At 42.0% G+C, this 26,951-nt stretch carries 32 protein-coding genes and 1 pseudogene; 7 read left to right on the forward strand and 26 right to left on the reverse strand.

Annotated elements, in window-relative coordinates:
- Positions 1-93: 93 nt before the first annotated feature.
- From metH to MKX41_RS10365, 6 genes are all read right to left on the reverse strand, one after another.
- On the reverse strand, positions 94-3,471 hold the full coding sequence (gene metH / locus MKX41_RS10340; protein ID WP_445671343.1) for a methionine synthase: 3,378 nt from the start codon (positions 3,469-3,471) through the stop codon (positions 94-96).
- A 174-nt stretch (positions 3,472-3,645) separates the two neighbouring features.
- Positions 3,646-4,077, reverse strand: coding sequence for a FixH family protein (locus tag MKX41_RS10345; protein WP_052404319.1), 432 nt, complete (start codon positions 4,075-4,077; stop codon positions 3,646-3,648).
- 263 nt (positions 4,078-4,340) lie between these two features.
- Positions 4,341-5,126 (reverse strand): HAD family hydrolase, encoded by a 786-nt coding sequence (locus MKX41_RS10350; protein WP_283907634.1) that lies wholly within the window; start codon positions 5,124-5,126, stop codon positions 4,341-4,343.
- Between the two features lie 33 nt (positions 5,127-5,159).
- Positions 5,160-5,687, reverse strand: a complete 528-nt coding sequence (locus tag MKX41_RS10355) for a hypothetical protein (RefSeq protein WP_076283535.1) — start codon at positions 5,685-5,687, stop codon at positions 5,160-5,162.
- A 49-nt stretch (positions 5,688-5,736) separates the two neighbouring features.
- A complete protein-coding gene (locus tag MKX41_RS10360) occupies positions 5,737-5,946 on the reverse strand; it encodes a DUF896 domain-containing protein (RefSeq protein ID WP_042188845.1) in 210 nt (69 codons plus the stop codon).
- 109 nt (positions 5,947-6,055) lie between these two features.
- A complete protein-coding gene (locus MKX41_RS10365; RefSeq protein ID WP_339241620.1) occupies positions 6,056-6,469 on the reverse strand; it encodes a LysM peptidoglycan-binding domain-containing protein in 414 nt (137 codons plus the stop codon).
- Positions 6,470-6,764: 295 nt separating this feature from the next.
- Here MKX41_RS10365 and lexA point away from each other — a divergent pair, with 295 nt between their 5' ends.
- From lexA to MKX41_RS10385, 4 genes are all read left to right on the forward strand, one after another.
- A complete protein-coding gene (gene lexA, locus MKX41_RS10370) occupies positions 6,765-7,391 on the forward strand; it encodes a transcriptional repressor LexA (RefSeq protein ID WP_042188849.1) in 627 nt (208 codons plus the stop codon).
- Between the two features lie 270 nt (positions 7,392-7,661).
- Complete coding sequence (locus MKX41_RS10375; protein WP_042188851.1) at positions 7,662-8,000, forward strand: L,D-transpeptidase; 339 nt, start codon at positions 7,662-7,664, stop codon at positions 7,998-8,000.
- 149 nt (positions 8,001-8,149) lie between these two features.
- Positions 8,150-8,530 (forward strand): hypothetical protein, encoded by a 381-nt coding sequence (locus MKX41_RS10380; protein WP_042188853.1) that lies wholly within the window; start codon positions 8,150-8,152, stop codon positions 8,528-8,530.
- Between the two features lie 234 nt (positions 8,531-8,764).
- Complete coding sequence (locus MKX41_RS10385) at positions 8,765-9,343, forward strand: hypothetical protein (protein ID WP_076298755.1); 579 nt, start codon at positions 8,765-8,767, stop codon at positions 9,341-9,343.
- Between the two features lie 125 nt (positions 9,344-9,468).
- Here the strand turns inward: MKX41_RS10385 and MKX41_RS10390 are convergent, their stop codons facing one another.
- From MKX41_RS10390 to MKX41_RS10415, 6 genes are all read right to left on the reverse strand, one after another.
- A complete protein-coding gene (locus tag MKX41_RS10390) occupies positions 9,469-10,251 on the reverse strand; it encodes an MBL fold metallo-hydrolase (protein ID WP_371916508.1) in 783 nt (260 codons plus the stop codon).
- Complete coding sequence (locus MKX41_RS10395; protein WP_052404320.1) at positions 10,248-10,748, reverse strand: cupin domain-containing protein; 501 nt, start codon at positions 10,746-10,748, stop codon at positions 10,248-10,250. Before MKX41_RS10395 ends, MKX41_RS10390 begins: the two co-directional genes overlap by 4 nt.
- A 133-nt stretch (positions 10,749-10,881) precedes the next feature.
- Positions 10,882-11,505: a DUF4352 domain-containing protein gene (locus MKX41_RS10400; protein ID WP_076283529.1), complete on the reverse strand. Its 624-nt coding sequence runs from the start codon at positions 11,503-11,505 to the stop codon at positions 10,882-10,884.
- 266 nt (positions 11,506-11,771) lie between these two features.
- Positions 11,772-11,975: a DUF5316 family protein gene (locus tag MKX41_RS10405; RefSeq protein WP_076283528.1), complete on the reverse strand. Its 204-nt coding sequence runs from the start codon at positions 11,973-11,975 to the stop codon at positions 11,772-11,774.
- A gap of 455 nt (positions 11,976-12,430) precedes the next feature.
- Complete coding sequence (locus MKX41_RS10410; RefSeq protein ID WP_340970198.1) at positions 12,431-12,718, reverse strand: phage portal protein; 288 nt, start codon at positions 12,716-12,718, stop codon at positions 12,431-12,433.
- Between the two features lie 192 nt (positions 12,719-12,910).
- Positions 12,911-13,090, reverse strand: a complete 180-nt coding sequence (locus MKX41_RS10415; RefSeq protein WP_339241632.1) for a hypothetical protein — start codon at positions 13,088-13,090, stop codon at positions 12,911-12,913.
- A 911-nt stretch (positions 13,091-14,001) separates the two neighbouring features.
- Here MKX41_RS10415 and MKX41_RS10420 point away from each other — a divergent pair.
- Both MKX41_RS10420 and MKX41_RS10425 read left to right on the forward strand, forming a co-directional pair.
- Complete coding sequence (locus MKX41_RS10420; protein WP_339241636.1) at positions 14,002-14,250, forward strand: DUF3951 domain-containing protein; 249 nt, start codon at positions 14,002-14,004, stop codon at positions 14,248-14,250.
- Between the two features lie 143 nt (positions 14,251-14,393).
- Positions 14,394-14,561, forward strand: a complete 168-nt coding sequence (locus MKX41_RS10425) for a DUF4083 family protein (protein WP_339241639.1) — start codon at positions 14,394-14,396, stop codon at positions 14,559-14,561.
- A 145-nt stretch (positions 14,562-14,706) separates the two neighbouring features.
- On the opposite strand, the gene MKX41_RS10430 is transcribed toward MKX41_RS10425, so the two are convergent.
- The 3 genes and pseudogenes from MKX41_RS10430 to MKX41_RS10440 all read right to left on the reverse strand — a co-directional run.
- Positions 14,707-14,922 carry a hypothetical protein gene (locus MKX41_RS10430; RefSeq protein ID WP_340970202.1) on the reverse strand — a complete coding sequence of 72 codons (216 nt, stop codon included), beginning with the start codon at positions 14,920-14,922 and terminating at the stop codon, positions 14,707-14,709.
- Positions 14,912-15,106: a hypothetical protein gene (locus tag MKX41_RS10435; protein WP_340970204.1), complete on the reverse strand. Its 195-nt coding sequence runs from the start codon at positions 15,104-15,106 to the stop codon at positions 14,912-14,914. Before MKX41_RS10435 ends, MKX41_RS10430 begins: the two co-directional genes overlap by 11 nt.
- 419 nt (positions 15,107-15,525) lie before the next feature.
- Positions 15,526-15,603: pseudogene (locus MKX41_RS10440) on the reverse strand (2-oxoglutarate dehydrogenase E1); the annotation flags it as partial.
- Positions 15,604-15,686: 83 nt separating this feature from the next.
- Between MKX41_RS10440 and MKX41_RS10445 the strand changes: the two are divergent.
- A complete protein-coding gene (locus MKX41_RS10445) occupies positions 15,687-16,157 on the forward strand; it encodes a hypothetical protein (protein WP_042188882.1) in 471 nt (156 codons plus the stop codon).
- 105 nt (positions 16,158-16,262) lie between these two features.
- Here MKX41_RS10445 and MKX41_RS10450 read toward each other — a convergent pair whose 3' ends face one another.
- From MKX41_RS10450 to hfq, 11 genes are all read right to left on the reverse strand, one after another.
- Positions 16,263-16,535 carry a LexA family protein gene (locus MKX41_RS10450; RefSeq protein ID WP_340970207.1) on the reverse strand — a complete coding sequence of 91 codons (273 nt, stop codon included), beginning with the start codon at positions 16,533-16,535 and terminating at the stop codon, positions 16,263-16,265.
- Positions 16,536-16,560: 25 nt separating this feature from the next.
- On the reverse strand, positions 16,561-16,848 hold the full coding sequence (locus MKX41_RS10455; RefSeq protein ID WP_340970209.1) for a hypothetical protein: 288 nt from the start codon (positions 16,846-16,848) through the stop codon (positions 16,561-16,563).
- Between the two features lie 94 nt (positions 16,849-16,942).
- Positions 16,943-18,271 (reverse strand): type I glutamate--ammonia ligase, encoded by a 1,329-nt coding sequence (gene glnA, locus MKX41_RS10460; protein WP_042128352.1) that lies wholly within the window; start codon positions 18,269-18,271, stop codon positions 16,943-16,945.
- Positions 18,272-18,304: 33 nt separating this feature from the next.
- Complete coding sequence (locus MKX41_RS10465; protein WP_042128355.1) at positions 18,305-18,715, reverse strand: MerR family transcriptional regulator; 411 nt, start codon at positions 18,713-18,715, stop codon at positions 18,305-18,307.
- Positions 18,716-18,798: 83 nt separating this feature from the next.
- The gene (locus MKX41_RS10470; RefSeq protein WP_042188884.1) at positions 18,799-20,052 is read right to left on the reverse strand and encodes a methionine gamma-lyase family protein; all 1,254 of its coding nucleotides are present in this window, start codon (positions 20,050-20,052) and stop codon (positions 18,799-18,801) included.
- Positions 20,053-20,185: 133 nt separating this feature from the next.
- Entirely contained in the window at positions 20,186-21,475 is a 1,290-nt protein-coding gene (hflX, locus tag MKX41_RS10475) for a GTPase HflX (RefSeq protein WP_340970214.1), read from the reverse strand.
- 40 nt (positions 21,476-21,515) lie between these two features.
- Positions 21,516-22,481: an AAA family ATPase gene (locus tag MKX41_RS10480; protein ID WP_042188887.1), complete on the reverse strand. Its 966-nt coding sequence runs from the start codon at positions 22,479-22,481 to the stop codon at positions 21,516-21,518.
- 93 nt (positions 22,482-22,574) lie between these two features.
- Entirely contained in the window at positions 22,575-23,231 is a 657-nt protein-coding gene (locus MKX41_RS10485; protein WP_340970217.1) for a YdcF family protein, read from the reverse strand.
- 4 nt (positions 23,232-23,235) lie between these two features.
- Positions 23,236-23,790 carry a DUF402 domain-containing protein gene (locus tag MKX41_RS10490; RefSeq protein WP_042128364.1) on the reverse strand — a complete coding sequence of 185 codons (555 nt, stop codon included), beginning with the start codon at positions 23,788-23,790 and terminating at the stop codon, positions 23,236-23,238.
- Positions 23,791-24,000: 210 nt separating this feature from the next.
- Complete coding sequence (locus MKX41_RS10495; RefSeq protein ID WP_042188891.1) at positions 24,001-26,571, reverse strand: transglycosylase domain-containing protein; 2,571 nt, start codon at positions 26,569-26,571, stop codon at positions 24,001-24,003.
- A gap of 139 nt (positions 26,572-26,710) precedes the next feature.
- Complete coding sequence (gene hfq / locus MKX41_RS10500; RefSeq protein ID WP_042128368.1) at positions 26,711-26,950, reverse strand: RNA chaperone Hfq; 240 nt, start codon at positions 26,948-26,950, stop codon at positions 26,711-26,713.
- Between the last annotated feature and the right edge of the window lies 1 nt (position 26,951).

The following is a 26,951-nucleotide window of genomic DNA, read 5'->3' on the forward strand; positions in this document are numbered from 1 at the left end:
ACGTCCTTCTTCCAGCAAAAAACCCCCCAGTTACGGGAGGTTCCGCTGAAAGGGATACAATCCCCCTACAGACCGGGTGTATAAATGAAAGAATTACAGCTTCTCTACATTAAAATACTGCGCTTCTGGATGAGCGAATACCATCGCCGAAACGGAAGCCTCAGGCTCCATCATAAAGCCTTCTGTAAGGTGAACACCGATATCCTCTGGGGATAACAGTTTAAATAGTGGTCCCTGATCTTCCAGATCTGGGCATGCAGGATAACCAAAGGATACACGAATCCCTTGATATCTTGCCCCATGTCTTTGTTTCATGGTCATATCTGCAGGATCTGGGAAGCCCCATGTATCACGCATCATGTGATGAACACGCTCCGCTAATCCTTCTGCTACTTCCAGCGCTACAGATTGTAACGCATGTGAGCGTAAATAATCTCCATTATCCTTAAGGGCTGTAGAGAGCTCACGAACACCGTGTCCCGCAGTTACCACGAGGAATCCAACATAGTCCATCATTCCACTGTCGACCGACTTCAAAAAGTCCGCTAGACAGAGATAAGGCTCAACACCTTGTCTTGGAAAAGTAAAGGTATGCAGAATCTCGGCTGTATTCTGTGGATTATACACGATAATATCGTTACCACTTGATTGTGCCGGAAAGAATTGATACATCGCATGAGGAGTAATCGTACCTTCCAGCATCGCTTGATGTAGAATGTCATCGACAGTACCTTTCAATTCCACAGTCCGCTCATCACCAGCAGCTAATTGCGCCTCTACAGAACCTCGTAGCCCCAGATGGTGACCGAGCAGCATTTGCATGTTCACATAAGGGATAATATGCCCCAATGGATAATTACGAATGACATGGCGCTCTAAATCGGGTGGAACAAATACAGGTGCATCTGGAGAAATTTTGGAGCGTACAGCTCTAGTCAGCGTAGGAAGCTCTTGCTTAGGAGCAACTGCCACTGCGGATTCTGCTTCCACTCGAATTTCCTCGGCAATTTTCTCCCGTTCAACAGGATTCATAAGCCGATTAGCAATATCGAGTCCATCCATAGCATCCTTAGCATATAATACCAGCCCATCATATTCCGGCCGGATACGTGTTTTGGTGAACTTGCGAGTCAAGGCAGCACCACCTACCATAATAGGCACATCAATCCCAGCCGTGCGTAGGTCTTGCGCAGTCAGCACCATCTGCTGTGCCGATTTTACGAGTAGTCCAGACAATCCGATCGCATCGGCTTTTTCACGACGAAACGCTTCGATAATGGTCTCAGGTGGTACTTTTATACCCAAATTAATGATCTGATAACCATTATTGGATAAGATGATCTCCACCAGATTCTTACCTATATCATGCACGTCGCCTTTTACAGTTGCCAGCATGATCTTACCTTTTACCGATGTCTCATCCTTCTTCATAAACTGCTCTAAATGACCAACAGAAGCCTTCATTACTTCAGCGCTTTGCAGCACCTCAGCAACAATCAACTCATTGTTATTAAACAGCCGTCCAACCTCCGACATCCCGGCCATTAGCGGGCCATTGATAATCTCCAAAGGTCCTGATTTGGTAAGCGCCTCATTAAGGTCTGGAATAAGTCCTTCTTTGGTGCCTTCAACAACATATGAAGCCAGACGCTCTTCTAGTGACAGGTTAGAAATTTTCTCTTTTTTCTCAACCTTTTTCCCTCGGAAGGCGGCTACAAAAGCAGCAAGCGTGTCGTCATTTGTATTATAAATTAATTCCTCCGCAAGACGACGGTCTTCAGCAGGAATAGACGCATAACGTTCTACCTTCTCGGTATTTACGATCGCATAATCCAATCCAGCCTTAGTGCACTCATAGAGAAATACTGAATTCAGCACTTCACGTCCTGCTTCCGGTAATCCAAAGGAAACGTTGCTGATCCCCAAGATCGTATGAACACCTGGAAGTGCTTCTTTGATTAAACGAATCCCATCAATAGTTTCTTTAGCAGAGCCAATATATTGTTCATCCCCGGTTCCTACAGGGAACACAAGCGTGTCGAAAATAAGGTCTTCTCCAGCTAATCCGTATTTGTTCACTAGTAAGTCGTAGGAGCGTTTGGCAACTTCCAGTTTGTCCGTAGCCTTAATTGCTTGTCCTGTCTCATCAATCGTACCCACTACGATAGCTGCGCCATACTTATGAATCAATGGTGTGACCAGCTCAAATTTTTCTTCACCATCTTCAAGGTTAATGGAGTTAATTATCGCCTTACCTTGACAGTACTGTAACGCCAGGTCAATAACCTTCGGATCGGTAGTATCGATCATCAAAGGAACTTTAACCTTTTTTACAACTAATTCTAGAAACAGCTTAATATCTTCAATCTCATCACGGTCCGGATCTTGCACGCAGACGTCGATAACTTGAGCACCACTCTTCACCTGTGCACGGGCAATTTCTGAGGCTTCCTCATATTTACCTTCGACGATAAGACGTTTAAACTTACGCGACCCTAATACATTCGTACGTTCACCGACCATGTATGGACGGTTGTCGTTCTCAATATAAATAGGTTCAATCCCTGAAAGTGCCGGTGGATGATTTCCTGCAAGCGGACGTGGAGGGAATTGTGAAAGTGCCTCCGACATAGCACGGATATGTTCCGGTGTCGTTCCGCAACAACCTCCCGCAATGTTAAGCCATCCCTTTTCTGCAAACGCAGCAATTTTACGCGCAAGAGAATCAGGAGATTCATGATAATGCCCATTCTCATCTGGCAGTCCAGCGTTCGGATAACAACTCACAGCCGCTGAAGAGATTGCAGAAAGTGAACGAATATGATCACGCATGAACTCTGGACCCGTCGCACAGTTCAGACCTATAGAGATAGGCTTCAGATGTTCTAAAGAAATATAGAATGCTTCAATGTTCTGACCGGCAAGTGTGGTACCCATCGGCTCAATTGTTCCCGAAATCATCACTTGCAATTTGATACCCGTCTTCTCAAATGCATTTCGAATACCTATACTTCCAGCCTTCACGTTCAAAGTATCCTGAGAGGTCTCTAGCAATAACGCATCTACTTGACCATCAATCAATGCCACTGCCTGTTCCTCGTAGCTATCAACGAGCTCTTGGAAAGTCACGCCTCCCGTAACAGAGAGTGTCTTTGTTGTAGGACCCATCGCACCTACAACATAGCGGGGACGATCTGGTGTATCATATTTATCAACGGCATTACGGGCTAGCTTTGCTGCAACCAGATTAATTTCACGAGCCCGTTGCGGAATATCATATTCAGCAAGTACAACAGACGTTGCACCAAATGTATTTGTTTCAATGAGATCAGCACCTGCTTCAAGATACTGCTCATGAATCGTCTGAATTACTTCTGGACGAGTTAATACTAGCATTTCATTACAGCCGTCCAATTCTTCCCCACCAAAATCCTCACCTGTCAGAGGCACCTGTTGGATCATTGTGCCCATTGCACCATCTAGAATTAATATTCTTTGTTGTAAGCTTTCCTCAAGTGTATATTTAGCCAACGTATAGTCCCCCCAGTAAAACATTAGAGTAAGTTTAGCAGAATAAAGGAATTTCGAAAAGCCTTCCTTTCCACTCTGCATTATCTGTAATCATAGGAATTGCTATTCTTTTAATTATGGTTTTACAGAGAGTTCTTTATTAGGCATAGAATGCTGAGTTCTAGCAGTTACGTGTGATGTAACAATATATTGTCCTTCTTTCGTTAGTGTTCCCTCTGCTTGATAGATTCCATCACTGACTAGCTTTCCTTTAAATTCAATTTTCTGTTCACTATCATCTTTACTCACAATTTCGAACAGAACCTCTTTCGCATCATCTACTGCCAAGTTGTCTTGCGTCACCACTGCTTCAAAGGTCACCTTCTGATTTACAACAACCTCTTCAGGATTCCAATGTAACTCGACCTTGATAGGTTCCATAGACATGTCCATGTTCATGTTCATATTATGTACGCCAGAATGTTTAGTTTGGTCTGATGAACATCCTCCCAATACTAAAAGTGTTGCACCTAATAATAAAGGAACTATTGTTCTTGAAATCTTCATTTAGATTCCTCCCAGTCGAATTGATTACTAAGAATCTACCAATTCATGTTATACATTCTCCATCTATTATACACATTATTATTGGTTTTTCAGTATTTCGCATCAATTCAGCTAAACTCTTGTGACTTAAATCATATACTAGTAAATCTCATCTAACATACTAAATATGATGTAGATATAAAAAAGACAGTAAGTCTCCTAGATACCTAGGAACTCACTGCCATCTTAAAGCTTAAATGAATGAAAGCCTCTTCTACTCAATTTTATAAAGATTGGACTAATGAAAGAAGCTCTCCAAGATGTTTGATTTCATAATCCGGCTGAATTTCCGGATCTGGCTGTTTGCCTTTTCTATTAATCCAAACCGTAGTCAAACCTGTTGCCAACCCACCACGAATATCCGTTGTAAGCTTATCTCCGACCATAACCCCTTGCTCAGGTGCAATATCTAGAAGCTCCAGAGCATGCAGAAAAATATCCTTATCCGGCTTTCCTTTGCCGAAGCTTCCAGAAATCACGATGTGATCAAAGAAAGGAACGATTTCAGGTACGCCATCTAGTTTCTCTTGTTGCAATGCAGGGCATCCATTAGTCAAAAGCAATAGCTTAACTTTTCCCTTCAGCTCTTCAAGCACTTGAATCGTTTCTTCATAGATGTAAGGTCGATTTCTACGCTCCGCTGCGAATTTAGCTGCTAACGTCTCAGCAAGACCTTCGTCCTCTACACCAAGTGCTGCAAGACCACGACGCCATGCCTCTTTACGGTATCCCGGTGCAAGCTGCTCCAATTGACGGAATTCCGGCTGTTCACCTGCAGTAAAGTTCCCCCAAAGTGCTTCAAACGGATTAATCCCAATCATCTTTGTAAACGGGTTCGTTTCGTAGGATTCATATAGTCCAATGGCTTCTTTACGCACCGCAAGTTCCAGTTCTTGTGGATCAATCGTATCCCCAGCGGCTTCACATGCAGAACGAAATGCTTCATTAACGCTCCGATCATCCCAGAGCAGTGTATCATCAAGGTCAAATAGTACGGCGGAAATTGGCATTACAGGTCTCCCTCTCCCATGGCTGGTTAATTTCTATTCGTGAACTACTTCAATTTGGTGAGCTTTTGCGAATGCTTCCAGTCGAGTCCCCATTGCATTGGTATCATAACGATTCATAAGTCTGGTAAAAATCCATTTCGTGCGTTTGCCTTTATGCTTAATTACAACAGCTCCACGCGAAAGGATGATTTTCTCAATATCAGAAGCTGGCAGATAACGTTCGCGGTTGAATTTTATAGTAGATAGTCTAGCATTCTCTACCTTCAAGTACGGACGTCGGAAGAACAGAAGTGCCGCTAGTAAGTAGTACAAAACGACTCCTAGCCAGTTCATAAGCATACCATTACCTTTGGCCTGGTCCACTGAACCAACCATCCAAAACATAGTACCAAGCACTAATAACACTAATGGAAATGCAATGTTACGGCCTTTAAAGGTTTCACTGTTCTTACCAGGAGATTTAGATTTAGATGCGTAAATCGTTTCCTTCCCCTGTTTCTTTCTTTGCTTATTAATTTGCTGCGTGTTGCGTTGAACCATTCTTTCCCAAGAACGGGCCATATGCGTTCCCCCTAGTCATCCAGTAATATCTATGAAAAGGAACAGGGTGTTAATGCTTACGCCCCTTGTTACCTTGTTCATGCTCATCATTATCGACCAATTCAATCGTATTCAATTGTGCTCGGAAGTTATTGCGAATATTCCCCAAATAAATTTCACGAAGCTTGGCGCGTTCCGCCGTTTCCTCTTGATTAAGGCCTACGCTCTTCTGTTTGCGTGCCAATTCGTTAATACGCGCGACCAACTCATCAATATTCAAAACTTTCCCTCCCCTTATAAATTAATTCTAACTCTGCCATGAGAAAAAGAGCTTGTCAAGGTTTACTCCCTGCAAGCTCTTCATGTCCTCTTATTATGTTCTTAGAATATTAATAAATAGGTAAAGTGAGAATATCTCCAGCATTAATCTGACTACCTTTAATGCCATTGAATTTTTTAATTCCTTCTATATATACAGCCGTTTTCATATCAGAAGGTTTATTCTCAAGAGCAATACTCCAAAGTGTATCTCCACGTTCAACCACTACGCGCTTCTCATCCTTCATTAAAGTAGTAGATCCTGCAAATACATTACCTACTACTGTAAGTCCTGATAGTACGAGCACAATGATCAATGTCAGTTTAATAACAAAATCTCTTCGGAACAAACGCATCAAGCCTTCAAGCAAAAGCTCTGTAATCTCTTTAATCTGAGCTGAATAACGGGTAATAGGATTATGTCCTAAAGATTCAACCACTGGGGCTTTATCGTAGATGCTGCGGTATGTACTGTATTTTAACATGAATATCATCCTCCAAACACTTGTTCTTACTTTTGAAATTATAATAACACGAACATGTGTTTTGTTCAATACTATTTTAGAACAATTGTTCTCTTTTTTTCAGAGGTTACTATTTACCATATTCTTCATATAAAGAATCACTCTTATCGTTTAGATGAAGGAAACGCAATCAATACAAGACTACCATTTATTAACTCTTTCGAATTAATATTTATAATAGTTAGAACTTATGTTTGTGCGAACGGTAGTTCTATGTTATAATTTTCCCAAACATTACTATATGGGGTTGATTCCAATGTCAAAGATTTCAAGTCGCCAGCTGGCGATCCTGGAATTTATACGTAGCGAAGTCCGCAGCAAGGGTTATCCTCCTTCCGTCCGGGAGATTGGAGAAGCTGTTGGTCTTGCTTCCAGCTCCACAGTTCACGGTCATTTAGATCGGCTAGAGAAGAAGGGACTTATCCGTCGAGATCCAACGAAGCCTCGTGCGATAGAATTGCTTGGCCAAGAGGATTCCGAGAATGTCCATCATTTCGCGCAAACCGTCGCTCGCATTCCTGTCGTAGGTAAGGTTACCGCCGGGGTTCCTATCACTGCTACTGAGAATATTGAAGACTACTTCCCGCTTCCAACTCACTATGTTGGAGATAACAAAGTATTTATGTTATCGGTTCAAGGTGACAGTATGGTCGAAGCTGGGATTATGAATGGCGATTATGTTATTGTTCGTCAACAACAAACGGCTGATAACGGAGATATCGTTGTAGCTATGACCGAAGAAGATGAAGCAACCGTTAAGACTTTTTATAAAGAACGTGATCATATACGTCTTCAGCCGGAGAATCCGGCGTACGAGCCTCTTCGCCTTAATCGCGTAACCATTCTCGGCAGAGTTATCGGATTATTTCGAGATATCCACTAAGTTTGCACTCCTACCTAGCGAAAACGGATACCGTCCTAAAGGACGGTATCCGTTTCTACGAGAAGTATAAGGATAGGGTATATCGTATAATATATACTTTCTTTTATTTTTTAAAAAGCTGTTCTGCAAATGCAGAACAGCTTTTTTACTGTTATCAAACTCCATTTATCAATTACAGAACATTTGTTCTCATAGGCTAAAATGACCATTTTTAATGAATAACCGTTTAGGCATCCTCCTCATATCTTAATTAGAAAGGAGTGTTGCACAATGCCAAATTACCGGATTATAGTTGATCTGACGCAGCGTATGCTTTATCTTCTTGATAACGACATTGTGATCAGGGGCTTCCCAGTCGGAATCGGTAAAATGTTAACTCAATCACCACTCGGTGAATTCACAATCATTAACAAACAACCCGATCCAGGTGGTCCATTTGGGGTCTTTTGGATGGGTCTATCTAAGCCTCACTATGGGATACATGGAAATAATGATCCCTCATCCATAGGGCACGAAGTATCCCACGGTTGTATTCGTATGTACAATGAAGATGTGTTAGCACTAGCCGCGATTGTTCCGATTGGAACACGAGTAACGATCAGGAATTAAATCTATCTCTATAGATAAACACGCCTCACTCATGGTTCAATGGAGGGGGCGTGTTTGTATTTATGTATTTTTGATGACCTAATAGGAATTATGTGGTTATATGTCGAATAATGTTAACAGGATTTCAAATTGAAAGGAAGTGTCTCGTTTTGAACAACTCAAAAATTAGAACCCTCGTCGATTTTAAAGTCGATGCACTTGTTAAACTCTCTGGCTTATTGTTAAATAACGATCAAGCGAGTGGAAAAAAAGTAAATTTACTCACCTCATTCGGCAGTATTCAAGGGACCATCTCCCCTTCCACCTCCAATAAAGAGGATGTTTTTGACTTAAAATCTCTAATGGATGATGTCATTGTAGATGAATACATATCTTATTTAGGTGCGGAACATCCCGATAAAAATTTCAGCTATAACTTTGTAGTCCTTAATGATGTTTCTGTAAGACCCTATACTCACTATGAATCTCCGATCGAATACAAACAGCTAATTGTTTATACTGATCAAATCACAGCCTTCAATTTCTTATGATCTTGACATATTTATTTTAAAAAGCTCTCAACAAAGCACTCCAGCAGTTGCCCCAATTTTGCACTCAGCTTGCAAAATCGGCAGATCTCTGGGTGCTTTCTCTTTTCTAATCAGTAGTCGTTTCCTAAATTCCCACGATTTTCGCTCTTAACAGATACTAGTAGAGAGAATTCAGGCATATCTTTCAATAAGCAATAAATCTTGCTCTACTGAGATCATTGGAGGTGTGATTACATGCTGATTTTCTTAATGTATATGTTTGCCATTGTAGGAGGAGTCTTAATTCTAAGTGCCGTTATTATAGAATTAAAAAAACTATCTACTTCTTCTGAACTTTCTAAGCTGTTAAACGCAACCTCATCTTTTAATATTATATTCACCAAAACATTCATTCCGCCCAATCAATCTCACTTGATCGCCCTTAATGAACCTTATAAAAAAATAGCAATAGGTACCAGCAATCCGAAAACAAGCAAAAAAGCAATAGCAAAGCTATACTCGTTCGACAATATAATGGGATCAGAGATTGTTGTTAACGCACTAACCCTTTCAAAAGTATCTAAACGACAACAAAACAGCAAATCAACTGCTTCAAGTGCGGATATTAATGTGGTTAATAGCTTTGACGAAGAGGCTGATGTTATTGAGGAACTTACGCTTAAAATATACATGAACAGCAATGAAATACCTGTGTATAGTATTTCCTTCTTGCCAGGCTTATTGCCCATTCAACAATCCGATAATCAATACAAAGAAGCTTACTCCCAAGTCCAACAATTACATGCTTTCTTCAGGTCGATCGTATCCGAATGAATGCCCCCCTTCCGCCTATTATTACTTCACTTTACCTTTCCCAATTAGAAATTTTGAAAACCTTAAGGAAAGACAAAAAAACGGTCCTTTTGAGAGGGCCGTTTTCGCTGCATCCAACATTCATTTTAAAATTGCACACTAAATCCGTTAAATCGGTGAATGCCCGTACCATGAGCGACAAGATCCCGTTCACGTAGTTCACGAACTGCCTTCATAACCTCTTGCAAAATAGCTGGATCTAGACCCAACGTATTATGAGAGCCGAATACTTGAGATACATTTGGAATTTGCGCAATCTTTTCTAAAGAAGCCACTAAATCTGCCGGACTAGTAGAGGGATAAAAAGCATAAATTGGCGTAACATCATACAACAAATCCCCTGTAAACAGATACCCGTTGGCATGATCAAAGATGCTAATATGACCTGGCGAATGACCCGGTGTGTGGTAAATTACTAATCTACGCCCGCCTAAATTAAGCACATCTCCCTCTCGCAATAGAGCTGTTGGTTTCCCTTGATAAGGCGTATACCTATTAGGATCAAATGTCTCAGGAACAGGAAGAGTAATATCTCGGCTCATATCTTTTCTGATCTGGGCAAGGGTCAAACCTCGTATTCCATTAATTAGCCAATCCTCATCCTCTTTATGAACATAGATCGTCTCAAATTGTCCATGACTGCCTATATGGTCTGCATGCACATGCGTAGTGATGACAGCGATAGGTAAATCCGTTAACTGATCCGTTATTCTTTTTATATTATCGATGCCTAATCCCGTATCAATCAACACCGCTTGTTCTTTTCCTAACAACAAAAAAGAGTGCACCTTTTCCCAATGCCCATATTCACTGATTGCATAAGTAATTGGATCAATTTTCGTGACTGTGAACCATCGATCTTGAATCAAGTGTGATCCTCCATTCCGTTCCATTTCTCCCTTACCTGCTCTTCTCCTTTATAATAGTCCGCTTGTTGATCCGCCTGATAAATTTCTTGATAGGGGAGAATGTTGATTTTACCTGAGTCCGGATATTCGCAAACATCTATGCCCTGGTTCGTTCGGAGATCAAGATACTTGCAAGGGGCATCCGTATGATTATAAAGTTGATGCGCTCCTTCAGGTCCTATTTCAAAAAATAGTACATCACCTTCAGAAACCTCACTAAAACCCTCGGGAGTTCTTAACATCGCTTTTCCCGTCAAAATCACAAATATTTCTTCAGCGTTTCTATGAAAATGATAAGGAAAGGAATACTTATCTGGATCAAGCGATCTTATGTCGAAGACAAGATGTTTAGAATTAGCGATCTCAGCTAACCTCTCACTCGTATGCCAAGCAAACTCAGGGATCGGAGATAACTTTTGTTTAAATGAAACTGTATTTTCATTAAAAATCTTCGCCAAATATAACACCCCTCATCCATTACCCTTTTCTTTCAATATAATCGGTTTGGTACTTTATGTAAATGCAGATTATCAGGTTTAATAATAAAAAAAGCCCCGCCAGCTTTGGCGAGACTCTTATATGTGAAATATCCTATTTATTTTGAAGAACGATTTTGATTTCTCCATCTGAACTAAAACTTAAAACCGTAAAATCAGTATTGATTTCAAGTTCTTTCCAATCCTTAGGAAGCTGGTAAGCTAGTTTGCCACGAATTTTCTTTCCCGCAGCTAAAGCGCCGTCCATTGTTCCTACTTGACTATCCAAAGTATGAGCCATGAGATCTTCATTTATGGAGAAGCTGTCTTGGTATGCATTGAACATTAGCATAGAGCTTACCATATAATCTTTACTGGAAATATTCTCAAGTATAATTCCGATTTCTACAAACTCATTACCCTCTGATGGTTGTACATAATCATTTCCCTTAGGCTTTTCCAGAGATTCAACTGTAAGCTTAAAATTCTTAGTTGTGATGGTTTGTCCAACTTCAGTTATCATCGTTTCCTTTGGCTCTTCTGTAGGCTTGCTGGTAGGCTTTTCCTTTTCGACCGGTTTCTCTGTTGCTGCAGTATCATCTACCTTTGCCACTGCTGGTTCTGATTTTGATACTGTAGGTTCACTATCATTCCCCTGTGATCCAATCACCCCTATTACAACAAAAACAATAATAAGCCAAAACCACCATTTTTTAAAAAAAGGTTTCTTTGTTTTCAATATTCTACTTCCTCTCAGATAATATCCACTTCCAACTTTTGCTAGGAAAATATACCCATATTATCCTATGAAAGATATACCTTTGCAAGAAAAATATAAAATAATGTCAGATGATAAAAATAATTGTGACTGTTATATTAAATTCCATTTTACTAGAATTATAAATACAAAAAACCTCAACGGCAAAGACATCAAGGGTCTAAAGGTTCTTGTAAAAAGTCTTGCATTGCACTCTTTACCACTCTTGAACTTGAGTGAGGTAAATATCACAACAAATATACTACTCCAGCTATAGCCAAGGAAAGAACCCCTCCTAAAGCAGACCATTTCGCTACTTTGTTTTTAATTTTACGGTCTTCTTTAGATTCCGAATAAAAATTCCCTCTTTGCTGAGTACCTGTCGTAAATCCGCCAATACATATACCAGAGATCACAAAAAAAGCCAGTCCTATATATATGAATATGCGCATATTAGTGCTCCTCCCAGGAAAGTATTGTATATCTATATATAAGATATTCTAACATTATTCTCCACTACTATTGGAAAAATTAAAATGTTGTATGACGAGAATACACATAATCGAGGAATCATGGGTATGAGCTCAGGTGCTATTTTTGTGGCGATTGGTATTGCAGCCCTTCTGGTGTCTACTTAGTTTCTCCACTAACGGAGAGAGTCCTCTTCTTCGAGTTTTGGACTCAGATGACGTTATTTACAAAATAATCGTCTTTTGTGCAGGGTTTCGGACTCCAGTAACCTTGTTGCTTCTTTAGAGCATAATTGGGTACTTTTCAGGCCAATAACTGCATCGCGGTCCGATAGGTCCGATAGCAACCTTGTATGCGAACCTATAAGCCTATTCAGACGACTAAATTAATGCAGTTTGTTATTGCTCAAGAATATCCTCAAAAAGAAGGGAGTGCCTCAACAGCCATCGCTGAAAGGGCACTCCCTTCTTAAATAAACATGCAACCATGCGCACCCCTTTTTAATGCTCTCCTTCAACAGGTTTTTTAATAGTCGTTTAAATCCTTTATCAAAAATCCCTGTCAACAGTTCATCATAAACTTTGTTCTTTGTCTGGATGCTCATTTCCTTACTCAGCAGATAACCGGCTTTCTGATCAACGAGCTTTCGCAAGAATCCGTGAACGATCTTATTATTAGCGAGGTTTGTAGCTTCTACCAGCGCCCCACCTGCTCCAGTGGTCATTCTCTCTCAGATAAATCATGCATAGCATCCTCAATAGCGTAGTGTTCATGAGGTTGCAAACATCGTCCTTCCTCTTCTTCCTATTGAAACTCTACTTCATAGGCTGTCAGATATTCCATCCATGCTGGGGGCTTGCAGTAAAAATAAATTGTCTATGCCCGTCAGCCAATGCTTTTTGAGTTTCCTTGTATTTCATTCCACTGACCCCTTAATAACGAATGGTCTCTCTGCTGCTTTCCCTGTTGGGCGTCGATACTTTAGATCTAACCCTGCCTTTTCCTCTGGAGACAATTGCGAGTTTTTAATGACTCCTTGCCCACCGCCTGATGTTTCTTTCTCTTTGCTTATAATTCCTAAGTACCAATCGCTCATTAGGTATGACCTCCAGTTATAAAATCAATTGATGGTATGTATTTATTTAATTTATAATCAAGTTGGATGATGAGGGCTGTGCCTAATCTTTCTTTCTCGGCCTCTCCCCTACACTAAAAATTGGGAGAGGTTTTTTATTCGAATTAAGAGGTGAATTTTATGAACGGCAAGAAAGTTATCATTATTCTTTTGTCCATCTCTTTACTGGGTGTGATTGCTTACTTCGGAATAGCTTATGGATTACTATGGTATATCTTTAATGGGTAAGAACTGAAGATTATCCGGCCCCCGTTTTACTGGGATTACTCAGTCTGACTCGATGGCCAGACGGCCTGTAGTGCCACTTAAATTAATTCGTACTCACCTTGATCTAACCCATCACTCACATCGTAGAAAGGGCTGTACCCATATGGCCCCAATCATCCCAATAGATATCTTTCAAAGCTCGAAACTTGATCGGTTTGCTCATATCCTCTCCTCCCCCTTATACCTAAATGTGTGGGGTCTCAGCCCCCTAACCTTTATATCTCCCATAAGCTATATCAATGTTCACTTTGCTTCTCCGTTTATTTGCAAATAGGCGTTATCACATGTTTCGTGGTATCTTCCTATCATCCGTCCCCGTTCATCTTTAGCAGAAGTCCATGAGTAACCGACTACAAAGTCACACAATTGAGTAGCTTCGTTCTTTCGGCAGAAGGTGCAGGGGTATTTCGGCATTACCGCGACCTTGCCGATTATCTCAGCCCCCTTATAGTTCAGTACAGCCAAACTATCTCTTATATCCTCCTTGTGGGAAAAGAGGGCTATTAACCCTCTCTGTCCATGTATCTTCGTAATGTGCATCAAATCTCGGTAAACTTGTAAATATTAACATTAAATTATAAAATCAAACAAAGGTGGTGTTAACAATGAACTTAGTACAATTCATGTTGGTTGGAGTAGGAGCCATTTTCTATTTCTCATTAGGAATCATCATTGTCAAGATATTACTTACAAGAAAATTACCAAGTAATAATTACACTCCATTTGACTACATCACGGCCTATTCTCATATTGAGTTTCACGATGAGAAAAAAGAGATAGAAGAAAATGCGGACCATGGTGATGATAAGGACAAAAACATCATTTCGTTATCAAAACGAACTTCTCTTCCCTGATTCGCAATATGTGGGAGAGGAGTGCTGTAACCTCCTCTATCCCTTAATGTCATGTATCTTCGTACTGCGCAGTAAATAACTTCAAATAAGTTCTTTTTTTTAGTTTGTTATAATAAAACAATAACTATTAATGAGGTGTTATCTTGCAATATATTTTTTTAATACCATTGGCATTTGTTTGGGCAATTCCCTTGGTTTTACTGTTAAAAAAAGATTATCTAACTAAAAACAAGGTTTCAGATAAAAATGCTAGCATAGAGAAAAAATTAGACAGAATAATAGAATTGCTTGAAAAAGATAAGGGTGCATAATCACTTTTATCTTTTTTTATGTCGCAGTATGCGTCTACTGTGCCTTTGGGAGAGGAGGGATACTCCTACTCCCTTAATGATCTGGTGCGGCCCTCGTGTTGCTGGGTTTATGCTGTCGGACGATGGACAAACAGCTGTAAAATTATCATTTTTGTTGTAGATTTGCTAATGCTACTGAGATACGTAAATCCTCTCTGCGGATCGTTAATGCCGTAACCGGTCCGTAGCAGCCTACATCCTCTGTCCGGTACTCTACAGGTCCGCTGCAGACGATGTGTCCGATATATGTAGGGAGCCTTACCTCTACTTGGTCACCTACTTTGACAGGAGATTCATTCCTATCAATTAATTCATTTGTCATCGGCTACTCCTTTTTCCTTTAACCTTTCTATTCCTTCCAAAGATAAATACTTAACTAGATCAGGTATTGTATCACACAAGAATGGATTACATTCGTTGTATCCTGCTATTCCTCCGTCTGAATAACTGTATTGAAGCCTTATAATGCAATGCTCTTGTAGCTTAACTTTTTTAGACTTTTTCATTTAGCGAATCCCCCGATCTACTCTTTGACACTACTAAGCGTGATATATGCTGCCTATGCCCTCTCTCGGGGGCAAATGTTTGTCTTATCCTTTACCTGTGTCATGCCTTGTTGCTCCCTTCCTCCAACAATTCACGTGCTTTACTTCCTCTGTCGCTCGTAACCTTTGAATGACCTCTACCGAAGCTTGGCAGTTCCCAATTTACTTGATTTGCATAGAACTCCAGTACCTCCCGTTGTCGGGCTATGGTCTGCTGCACCTCCTTAAGTGCTATCCGATCCTATCTATGTTTTCTAGACTGTTACTAATTGAGCGTTCATAAGTTTTGTTCAGTTGTTGTGACTCTTCTAGAGCAGCCAGCGCATCCATTAACTCAACTTCTTCTCTGCTCAATGTTCCTTTTCGGGCTTGTCGTTCGGAAAGCTGCGCGTTTCAAACTTCTTCTCCCTGAGAGCTATGAGCGTTGCCCATGGCTGAATGATGGTTATGGCTTTCATACTTCCCCTCCTATCTACTCTAAAAAAAGGCTCACAAGACTTGTTGGACAACATACTCTATAAAAAAAAAAGGAGTGAGTCTCATGACAACACGAGCTCTTGATATGCGGATTTCGGAACATATGTCTGGGTTAGGGAGTGCAATTGAGTACGTATACGTCAACCCAATTTTGATTGGAGATTTGGGAATTCAAACATCTTCAATTGTAGGAACGCCAGATGCAAACAAGGTACGTATATGGTTGTCTGGTTCAGTAACTTTCTATAAAGCTTTCGATACACCAGATGAAACCTCAGTAACAGTCGTAATAGAAAGAAACGGAAACGGAATCCTTGGTTCTGGCACACTAATCTATGAATCGCAAGTCCGTCCAGGTCCTATAGAGAGTACAGCATCCACAATCTCAATAACCGCAGGAGATTTCCCCGATATTCCTACTGTTTCAAATGGTCAAATTCGCTATTCACTTTTTATTTACTCAGACTTAGAAGTTGGGAGAAACGGAATATGGATGGTAAATGCTGCGTTTAATGGAATAGCATTTGCAGGATGAAGGAAATATGTCAGAAAGAATTATTGTCTGATCAATTAGAAATTTCGAACTGCCAGAACCATGTCTTATTATCCGTCATTGGGGCTTATGCCCCTTATTTTTGTGTCACAGCTCAGCCTTGGCATTTATCTCAGATGCTCCTGCCTTAATTACCTGATTCATTCCTTTTATGGTGAGCACTATGGTTCTTTGTTGATTCCTCCTCCAGGACAGGAGCTTTTTGTTCTCCAAGTGCTTAATAAAACCGTGAGTTGTCGATATTGACTGGTGCCCCATGGCTACTGCAATTTCGCGTATGCTGGGCGGATAATGAAATTCAAATGAGAATTTTTCAATAAAGTCGATTATTGCTTGCTGCTTTTTCGAAATGAATTCCATCTTCAACCTTCCCTCATAAATAACTTTAATTCGTTGTTATAAGACATTTATAATCTTCAAATCGGTCATTTGGATGATAAGAACCCTGAGCAGCATAGCCAATAAGAGCTTCAGTAAACATTGCAGTGAAGGTTTCTAGATCCTTGGTTTCTAATGATTCCAAAAATCTAATTTCCTTTGCTCGGAGATCCCTGCCAGCAGCCGTTATGATTAGATCTGCTATAGGTTCAATCTGCTGCAGTCGTTCTTCTTTTGCCTTTTCTAACTCCAACTGCTTAGTATCCTCGAATAAAACTACATTTTCAGGGGGCATTACGGGGGCGCTCATTAACTTTCCACAAAACCTCCAAACCTTACCCACACAGAAAAAAACCCTTAACGCTTAGAGCGCCAAGGGCTGATTTATTCTAGTAAAGAGTCATGTATTGCGCTCTTTCCCACTCATGAACCTGAGTGCGGTAGATATCCCATTCGATTTCTTTTAGCTCGTAGAAGTGAGCCAAAGCATGTTCGCCGAGAGCTTCGGTGATAACATGACTGCGGATCATTTCGCTAAGTGCTTCTTTCAAATCGGATGGCAAGCTTGGAATGCCTTCTTCGATGCGCTCTTCTTCAGACATCACATAGATGTTACGGTCAATCGGAGCTGGAAGATCAAGCTTACGTTTAATTCCGTCAAGACCTGCTTTCAACATAACAGCAAGTGCGAGGTAAGGGTTAGCTGCTGGATCCGGGTTACGAACCTCAACACGTGTGCTAAGACCTCTAGAAGCCGGAATACGAATCATTGGGCTACGGTTACTTGCAGACCAAGCTACGTAGCAAGGTGCTTCATAACCAGGAACAAGGCGTTTGTATGAGTTCACTGTTGGGTTAGTAATCGCTGCAAAAGCACGAGCGTGCTTCAAAATACCAGCCATGTAGTAACGTGCAGTTTTGCTCAGACCCAGCTTGTCGCTTTCGTCGTAGAACATGTTTTCTTTGCCTTTAAACAAGGATTGGTGAGCGTGCATACCAGATCCGTTGATACCGAACAATGGTTTAGGCATAAAAGTTGCATGCAGGCCGTGCTGACGGGCTACCGTTTTCACGACGAGCTTAAAGGTTTGAATTTGGTCAGCAGCAGTAATCGCGTCAGCATATTTAAAGTCAATTTCATGCTGGCCCGAAGCTACTTCATGGTGGGAAGCTTCGATTTCAAAGCCCATTTCTTCAAGGGTCAGTACGATTTCACGACGACAGTTTTCCCCTAAATCCGTTGGCGCTAAGTCAAAGTATCCACCTTGGTCGTTCAATTCCGTAGTAGGATTTCCTCTTTCGTCTGTCTTGAATAGGAAGAATTCAGGTTCTGGTCCAACGTTCATAGCTGTGAAACCCATTTCTTCAGCTTCCTTCAGACAACGTTTGAGGATACCACGCGGGTCTCCAGCAAAAGGTGTACCATCTGGCATGTAGACGTCACAAATCAGACGAGCTACACGACTATCAGTCACCCAAGGGAAGATTACCCATGTATCTAGGTCAGGGAAGAGATACATATCAGATTCTTCAATCCGTACGTATCCTTCGATGGAAGAACCATCAAACATCATTTTATTATCAAGCGCTTTTTCCAATTGGCTAACTGGAATCTCTACATTCTTGATAGTACCTAATAGATCCGTAAATTGCAGACGAATAAAACGAACATTCTCTTCCTTGGCAATGCGTAAAATATCCTCTTTAGAAAAGCTCATGTGATCCTCTCCCTTTCGAACTTCTATATATTATTATTTATTAAAAAACCGGGATAACTCACCTTGAATCAGAGACACTTGTCCCGGTCTTTTACCGGAAACTAGTTCTTGCTTCAGCATTCGGTGAAGCTGGGAATCGGATAACTCTCTACGTCTTACCTCTGTATCAGGGGTAATAACAGTAGCTTCCTCAGATTCCTTAGAGACAGGATTCATTACTTGCTTAATGCCAGCAATATTAACACCCTTCTCGATCAGAGCTTTAATTTCTAATAGGCGCTCAACATCATTAAAAGAGAACAAACGCTGATTCCCCGACGTACGTGCTGGTACGATCAGACTGTGCTGCTCATAATAACGAATTTGTCTCGCGGACAAATCAGTCAGCTTCATTACAATTCCAATAGGAAATAATGCCATATTTCTGCGGATTTCATCACCCATGACTCATCCAACCTTCCAATGATCTTTTTCTGATCTCATTGTACATTTCCTAATACAGCGTGTCAATGGTATGTGAGATATTCTTACAGCAATTTTCTTTCACGCATACTTTGAAGTGCCATCAAAACGCCATATTTAACATGTGAATAGGTTAACCCGCCTTGCATATAGCCAATATAAGGAGCCCGTATAGGCGCATCTGCAGATAACTCCAAGCTTCCACCTTGTATAAACGTACCTGCAGCCATAATAACAGGATGTTCATAACCTGGCATATCCCAAGGCTCTGGTACCACATGGCTGTCCACAGCCGCAGCGCGTTGTATGCCCTGAACAAAGGCAATTAAGTGTTCTGGTCCATCAAAGGAAACCGCCTGAATCAAATCTGTACGAGGCTCGTTCCAGGCTGGCTTTGTCTCAAACCCGCAACGCTGAAATACGGATGCAGCAAAAATACTCCCTTTTAAAGCTTGTCCGACCGTGTGTGGTGCCATAAATAACCCTTGGTAAAGCCCACGTGTTGTTCCTAACATAGCCCCTACTTCACCACCTATGCCAGGAGCGGTTAATCGATAAGCTGCCAATTCTACAAGATCCTGTCGGCCACAAATATAACCGCCTGTCTCAGCAATACCGCCACCCGGATTCTTAATTAACGATCCTGCTACTAGATCCACACCAACCTGTGGAGGCTCAAGATCTTCGGTAAACTCACCATAACAATTGTCTACGAAGACAATCACTTCCGGTTTCAACACCTTTACCCTCGAAGTCATTTCACCAATTTCAGCCACTGTGAAAGAAGCACGCCAATCATATCCTCGTGACCTTTGGATTCCAATCACTTTAGTATTTTCGTTAATAGCGAGAGCTACCTCATCCCAATCGATCTTGCCATCTGCAGTAAGAGCAACCTCCCGGTAAGTAATTCCGAAATCTGCGAGTGAACCTGTCCCATCCCCTGTGTGACCAATTACCTTATGTAAGGTATCGTACGGACGTCCTGTGATGTATAGCAGCTCATCTCCTGGACGCAGTACACCAAATAGGGCTGTTGATATGGTGTGTGTTCCTGAAGCGAAATGCGGGCGAACCAGAGCAGATTCCGCACCAAAAACGTCAGCATAGACAAGATCCAACACTTCACGGCCACGGTCATTATACGCATACCCCGTTGAACCGGCAAAGTGAAAATCACTGACTTGATGACGCTGGAACGCTTCTATAACCTTCCACTGATTCTTATCTACAATACGATCAAGGGCTTTGACAGCGCCTTCTATTTCAACTTCTGCGGCCTCTGCCGCGCTCAAAATATCCTCTGCAAAAACTACCATTCGTTCTTATTCGCTCCTTACATTTACTTGCCATCATAATGACAGAAAGCGGCAGTAAACTGACGCTTTCTAGATTAGCTATTATTTTATACCTATAAACGAAGCATTTCCACCTTAGGAATGACTGACAAGATTACTGCTGGTCCACAAAATCAGCAAGCATGTAACCCCATTTGTCATAATCCTCTTTATTAAGACGAACGTTATAGAGCACATCGTTCTCATCATATGTCGTTTCCAGAACCTCTCCCACCCTGTAGAGCAAGGAAGAAATGTCACCTCGGTCTCCGGGAATGCGGAAGTTGAGTGTGTCGCCAGCCAGTTCATCGGCGATCATTTCGGTAATCCGAGTTAAATCTTCAGGATTTAATGCACTGATCTTCAAGTACCCTGTACCTGTAGGCAACATTTCCAGTTGCTCAGGCTGACATAGATCAATTTTATTAAAAAGTACGATTTGCGGTGTACCAGATGCACCTAGATCCTGCAAGATGGATTGGACAATCTCCATCTGCTCCTCACGCATTGGTGAAGAGGCATCCACCACATGTAGCACCAAATTGGCCTCATTCACTTCCTCCAGCGTTGCACGGAAAGATGCGACAAGATCATGCGGAAGATTCTGAATGAAGCCTACAGTATCCGTCAGCACAACCTCTTTACCACCTGCTAGCTCAAGTACACGTGAAGTAGGGTCCAGTGTGGCAAACAACTGGTTTTCAATATAGACATCCGCATCGGTTAGTTGCTTAAGTAGCGTTGATTTCCCTGCATTCGTATACCCAACAAGTGCGACTTGCACTGCTCCCGCCTTGCGGCGACGCTCCCGATGTAGCTCACGAGTCTTAACAACCTCATCCAGCTGGCGTTTCAGCTCCGTAATCCGATCACGAATATGTCGGCGATCAGTTTCCAGCTTACTTTCACCCGGACCTCTGGTACCAATTCCGCCACCTAGTCTGGATAGGTTCTTCCCTTGGCCGGAAAGCCGGGGTAACAGATAGGACAATTGTGCCAGCTCTACCTGAATAATTCCTTCTCGCGTCTTCGCACGCCCCGCAAATATATCCAGAATAAGCTGCGTCCGGTCAATAATCTTAAGATCCAGAGCCTCCTCAAGGTTCCGTACTTGGGCTCCTGACAATTCTTGATCAAAGATAGCTGTATTAGCCCCGAGAGCATCAGCAGCCATCCGTAGCTCTTCTACTTTACCTTTACCAATAAACCATCTAGAATCAGGTGTTTCCTTGTTTTGACGCAGCACATCCAGAACTTCAACACCAGCCGTTTCGGCTAATTGCACTAATTCCTGTAGTGAAAGCTCTGGATCAATTCCGGTTCTTTTAATTTTATCTGTGACGAGACTTACCAATATCGCTCGATCTTGTACATCTGTTTCCGTATCATGCGTAGTTATTGCCATGTATGTCATGCTCCTTATGACGGTGATAGTATCCTGTAATTCATAATTTGAAATCCTCAGTTCGAAGCGTCATTAATTCCTGCTTGCCTGGGCTGGTACTTTCATACTGGTTTAACAGTCTGACAGCCTGACCCCGAACAGCTTTCTCAATGGCGTTGCGAACATACCTCGCATTACTGAAAGCATGAAGACTCTCCGTCTTCTCTACTAACAAATGCTGCTTTAACTTGAGTATCGCCTGTGGCATCAAAATATAGTCGCGATCTTTTGCCATCAGTTCAGCGATTTGCAGCAGTTGATCGATCGTATAATCAGGAAATTCCACTTGTATCGGAAACCGTGAAGGCAATCCGGGATTGCTCATCAAAAAATACTCCATCTCTCCAGAGTACCCCGCTAAGATAAGTATAAATTGACTGCGATGATCCTCCATGGCCTTGACGAGCGTATCAATCGCTTCTTTCCCAAAATCCTTTTCTCCACCCCGAGCAAGGCTATAAGCCTCATCGATAAACAAAATACCGCCCAAAGCCTTTTTTACCAGGTCGCGAGTCTTCTGTGCAGTATGACCGATGTATTCTCCTACAAGGTCGGCCCTCTCCACCTCAATAAGATGTCCTTTGGTCAGTACACCCATACGCTGGAACAGCTTAGCCACGATTCTAGCCACGGTTGTCTTGCCAGTTCCGGGATTCCCTTTAAAAACCATGTGATAAGCTTGCCCGCCGCTTGCAAGTCCTGCCTCAGTTCGCATTTGAGCAATTTGTAACAAGGCGTAGATTTCAAAGACTAGCTCTTTGATATTGTCCAGACCCACTAAACCTTCCAATTCTTGCGTTAACTCTTGGAATAGGCTAGTGTGGCCGTGATTTTTTGGAGGTACCGGCCGACTCTCTCCAGAAGGGTTAGTTATAGCCGGAGGCTCTTGACTCCGCAATACAATATTGATTTGTCGAGACGGTCTTTCTTCCTCCCGTCCACTGGCCGCTGCTACGCGTCCGCTCATCGGTATCACCTCATTATCCAGGGCTGACTTCTCTAATCAAGTCTATTCCAGTAAATGAAGTGTTATTAGAAGATTCGGGATTTTTTGGACAAATCACAGGAATAGCTGCTGAAGCTTCCATTTCGTATAGGCTAGAATCTCACGTGTTTTATGTCTTGTCATCGATAGAACGGTGGATTCTGTAAGTCCCAGCTCAGGATTCACATATCCAAGCTCGCCAGCAATTTCATGAGCCCGCCACCCATGATAAGTATGCGTAATGATTATTGTTGAGGACAAACCTTCTCGTGCCATAATCTCTTTACTAAACAAAAGATTCTCGTAAGTGCTGGTAGCTTCATTCTCTACGTAAATGGCGCTATCTGGCACTCCTTTAGCAACCAAATAATTACGCATTCCTTGAGCTTCTGTGTATTGTAAATCAGGTTTATCTAAACCACCAGATACAATAAGATGTGGGAACATCCCTTTTTGATAAAGCTTCAGTCCGTAATCCAGCCGTTCCTTAAGTCCTGGGCTAGGCTCATCCCCCCACATCGACATGCCAAGAATGATCCCAACATCCGCCTTTTGCATAGGATCTGTGGTGGCAGCTTTATTAATATTGTTTAACGCATAAGCACACCACAACAATCCAGCAATCACAATTATCGATAAAGCGATAAGCAACGTTCGTTTCGTCCAGAATCTGCGTTTTTTGGAAACAATCCGAATCGGGGAAGACCCTCTTCCGTAGACATACCATTCCATTTCTTTATTTCCTCCTGAATTCTCCATGATGAAATAATTCGGCACGATGCTTCAAAGATAGTGAGAAATAAGGGAAAGCATGAGCATCGATGCCGCGTAAAATAGTATTGGCTGTCTCCCAGGCGAGTTTATAATCACTCTCGGAAATATCTTCCCTCTCCAGCGCTTCCTCTAATTCATCCTCATCAAGCAAGAAAACCTCGCCGTTCCAAAGCACAACCACATCCAGATACAAATCATCAAACCATGGAACGCCTTGGTCTGTGACGCCCTGCACCTTGCAGGTGTCTATGTACCATTGAATGATATTTTGCCGTTCGTCGAACATAGCCGTCACAATATAGTGACTGTCTTTTGGGAAATATTGCAGCCAGGAATAACCTTTATCCGCAATACGATATGTATGCCGTCCATAGCTCTTCCACAGTGGTTCTTTCAGCCCGTAGATGGTATAAAGCGTAATATATCCGCTGAATTCCCGGCTCTCCACATAGCGGCAGGCAAAATGGCGACGCGTAATCCGGCGCCAGTTGGCCCGGTCTCCGAATTTACGTTTCATAGAAATTACCCTCTCCAGTATGGTTTCTTCAGCTTACCACATTTAGAGGATACACTCAAAACATCCCGCAAAATACAGCAAATTTTTATCACAGATTCGATTAGAAAAATATGGAGTTATAAAAGAAAGAAGCTGTCCCATAAGTAGCATTCACTACTTTTGAGACAGCCTCAGGAAAAGAAAAGCTAACTTCATAAATTCAAAGCATCACTATTGAACAGAAGAATCACCATTCATATTACTAGCCTCTTGATCAGGGCTTTGTGTTGCATTACCACTGTCATTCCCCGAACTTCCGCCTCCAGAAGGTACATCTGGCGGAGCAGTAGGTATCGGTGTTGCTGACGGTGGAGGCGTAGTGAATTCAGGCAAGGTTCCTGTTCCACCATTATTCCCGCTTCCATCGTTGCCACCACCATTATTACCACCGTTGCCATTATCCCAGCCATTGTCTCCACCATTCTCAGGGGTTGGTGTCGGGAGATTAGGATCAATGGTCGGCTCAGGTGTTGGCATCTCATCCTGCACAGAGACAGTAACCACATTCGATGGTTCACTTTCTACTTGGGTTGCAGGATCGTAGGAAGTAACATAATACTCGTAAACCAGACCAGGCATTGCACTAAAGTCTCCTGCACTAGTCGTGACCGTATTTAACAGTAAACCGAAATCAGCCTCGGATGTCTCTCTACGATAAATACGATATTCTACACCCGCAACAGGAACTGCCTGCCAGCCCAGATTTACTGTCATCGTAGATGGATCATAAGCTGCAGTAAGTCCACTAACATTCTTAGCTGGTTCAGGTGTTTCTGTAGGTGCAGGAGCGATTTCATTATCTAGCTGTGGGAAGGACTTCTTAGGAACATCCCTTAACGCTTCCTCCATCACTTTACCCCAGAATGCTGCGGCAAGCCCACTGCTATTCTTAAGCAGATGTTTCTTGCTTGGCTTGTCATAACCCATCCAAACAGCAGCTGTCCATTCAGGTGTATATCCCACAAACCAAACATCACGGTTCGAGCTGATTCCAGAATATCCACTTTGAGTCGTACCGGTCTTACCAGCAACTGGACGATCAATCCTTGCTTTTCTACCCGTACCACTCTCTACAACCTTTTGCATCATCTCGGTCATTTGATAAGCCGTTTGCTTACTCATAACACGCTCAGGCGTTGTATTAGCCTTGAAGACGGTCTCTCCACTACTATCAGTGATCGATTTAATGGAATATGATTCTCGAAGTTCACCGCCATTTGCAAAAGCACTGTAAGCTTGTGCCATTTCCAGTGTATTCGTTCCTTTGCTCATACCTCCGAGAGCCAGTGAGAGGTTCTTGTCCTCGTCTTCCAGTCCAATCCCCAATTTCTTGGCAAACTTAAATCCGGTATTCACTCCAATTTCATTAAGCAACCAGACCGAAGGAATATTCTCTGATTTCTGTATAGCATCACTCATACTAATACTCTTGGAATATCCGTGAAGGTTAGTTGGGCAATAGTTGGAAAAACACTGCTTCTCGTTGCTTAACGTAGAATACTTGTCGTACTTTCCAGTTTCCAGTGCTGGAGCATAAGCAACGATTGGTTTAAAGGCTGAACCAGGAGAACGTCGGCTGCCATTTACACGGCTATAGCCTTTTTTCTCATAATTCCGTCCACCTAGAAGTGCGACAATGCCGCCATTCTCTTGATTCACGATGGTCATAGAACCTTGTACCAGTTCGTCGTCTACACTCTTCTCGAAGTTATCACTGTCTGCAAAAGCATCTTCTACGGTTTCTTGAGCGTGCTTATCCATCGTGGTGTATATCTTGTAACCACCAATATTCAGATCATCTTCGGATAGTCCAAACTTCTCTTCTGCTTCTTCCACTGCGAAGTCAATAAAAGCTTGATAACGCTGTTTCTTTTCAGGTGGCTTATAATTATAATCCACGGCTTGTGCTTCGTCTCTCTCTTGCTCCGTAATATAACCTTGTTCGTACATGAGCTGAAGTACTACTGCACGACGTTCCTTTGAAAGATCCGGGTTACGCAGAGGGTTGTAACGAGACGGTCCCTTAGGCATCGCAGCCAGTGTCGCAATTTCCCAAACTTTCAGATCATTCAGATCACTCTTACCAAAATATCTTTCAGATGCTGCTTTAATTCCGTAGATCGTACCCCCAAAGTTTATTCGGTTCAGGTACATCGTAATGATCTCTTCTTTAGATTTCTGGTTCTCCAATGCTACAGCAATGGATACCTCAGTCGCTTTACGGAAAAATGTTTTATCCCGTGTCAAAAAGATGTTTTTAGCCAGCTGCTGAGTAATGGTACTACCACCTTCTACCATGCTGCGTGCAGCAATATCTTTTACCGCTGCCCGGCCGATTGACCATAAATCCACACCAGAATGCTCAAAGAAGCGTTTATCTTCTGTGGCCACAAAGGCATTGATCAATAACGGTGGAATCTTCTCATACTCTACAGGATCGCTTTTCTCAAGCGATAATTCGCCGATTAAATTAGCATTGCGGTCATATACTTTTGTAGTTTCATTTACGGTCAGTTTGTCTTGGTTCTCTAGGAGAAGTTTTTGCCCATTCAGCATAATGAACAGATAACCGCCAAGCGCACAGAAAATGGCCAACGCTGTAGCAAAGAACAAGCTCCACAGCACACGCTTTTTAGTCAAAAACTTCTTTTTCTTCTTACTTTTCGGTTTTGGTTTTGAATTGGTACTGGACGATCCTCTATTTCTATTGTTGTTCGTCCTTGATGTATCATCTCTAGACATGATGCCTCCTGACTCCCTTCCTTGAATAAATCATGTATGGACTTCTCTGAATGAAAAGAACAACCTTCTCAGGTTGCTCTCTCACACTCTATTCAAACGATTTATTAACAAGAAAGGTTTCACTTCAATTTTGTTAATGTTATTCTTCGTTACTATTGTCCTGCATAAGTGACACACTGCGCTGTGGTGTAAAAGTGGAAATCGCGTGCTTATACACCATTTGCTGGCGTCCATCACTGTCAATAACGATTGTAAAATTGTCGAATGCTTTAATAATTCCCCGGATTTGAAAACCGTTGGTCAAATATACTGTAGCAGGGATATTTTCTTTGCGTAGTTGGTTCAAGAATGTATCTTGGATGTTAATGGACTTGTTCATA

Source organism: Paenibacillus sp. FSL R5-0475 (assembly GCF_038004585.1).
Classification (GTDB): Bacteria; Bacillota; Bacilli; order Paenibacillales; family Paenibacillaceae; genus Paenibacillus_AQ.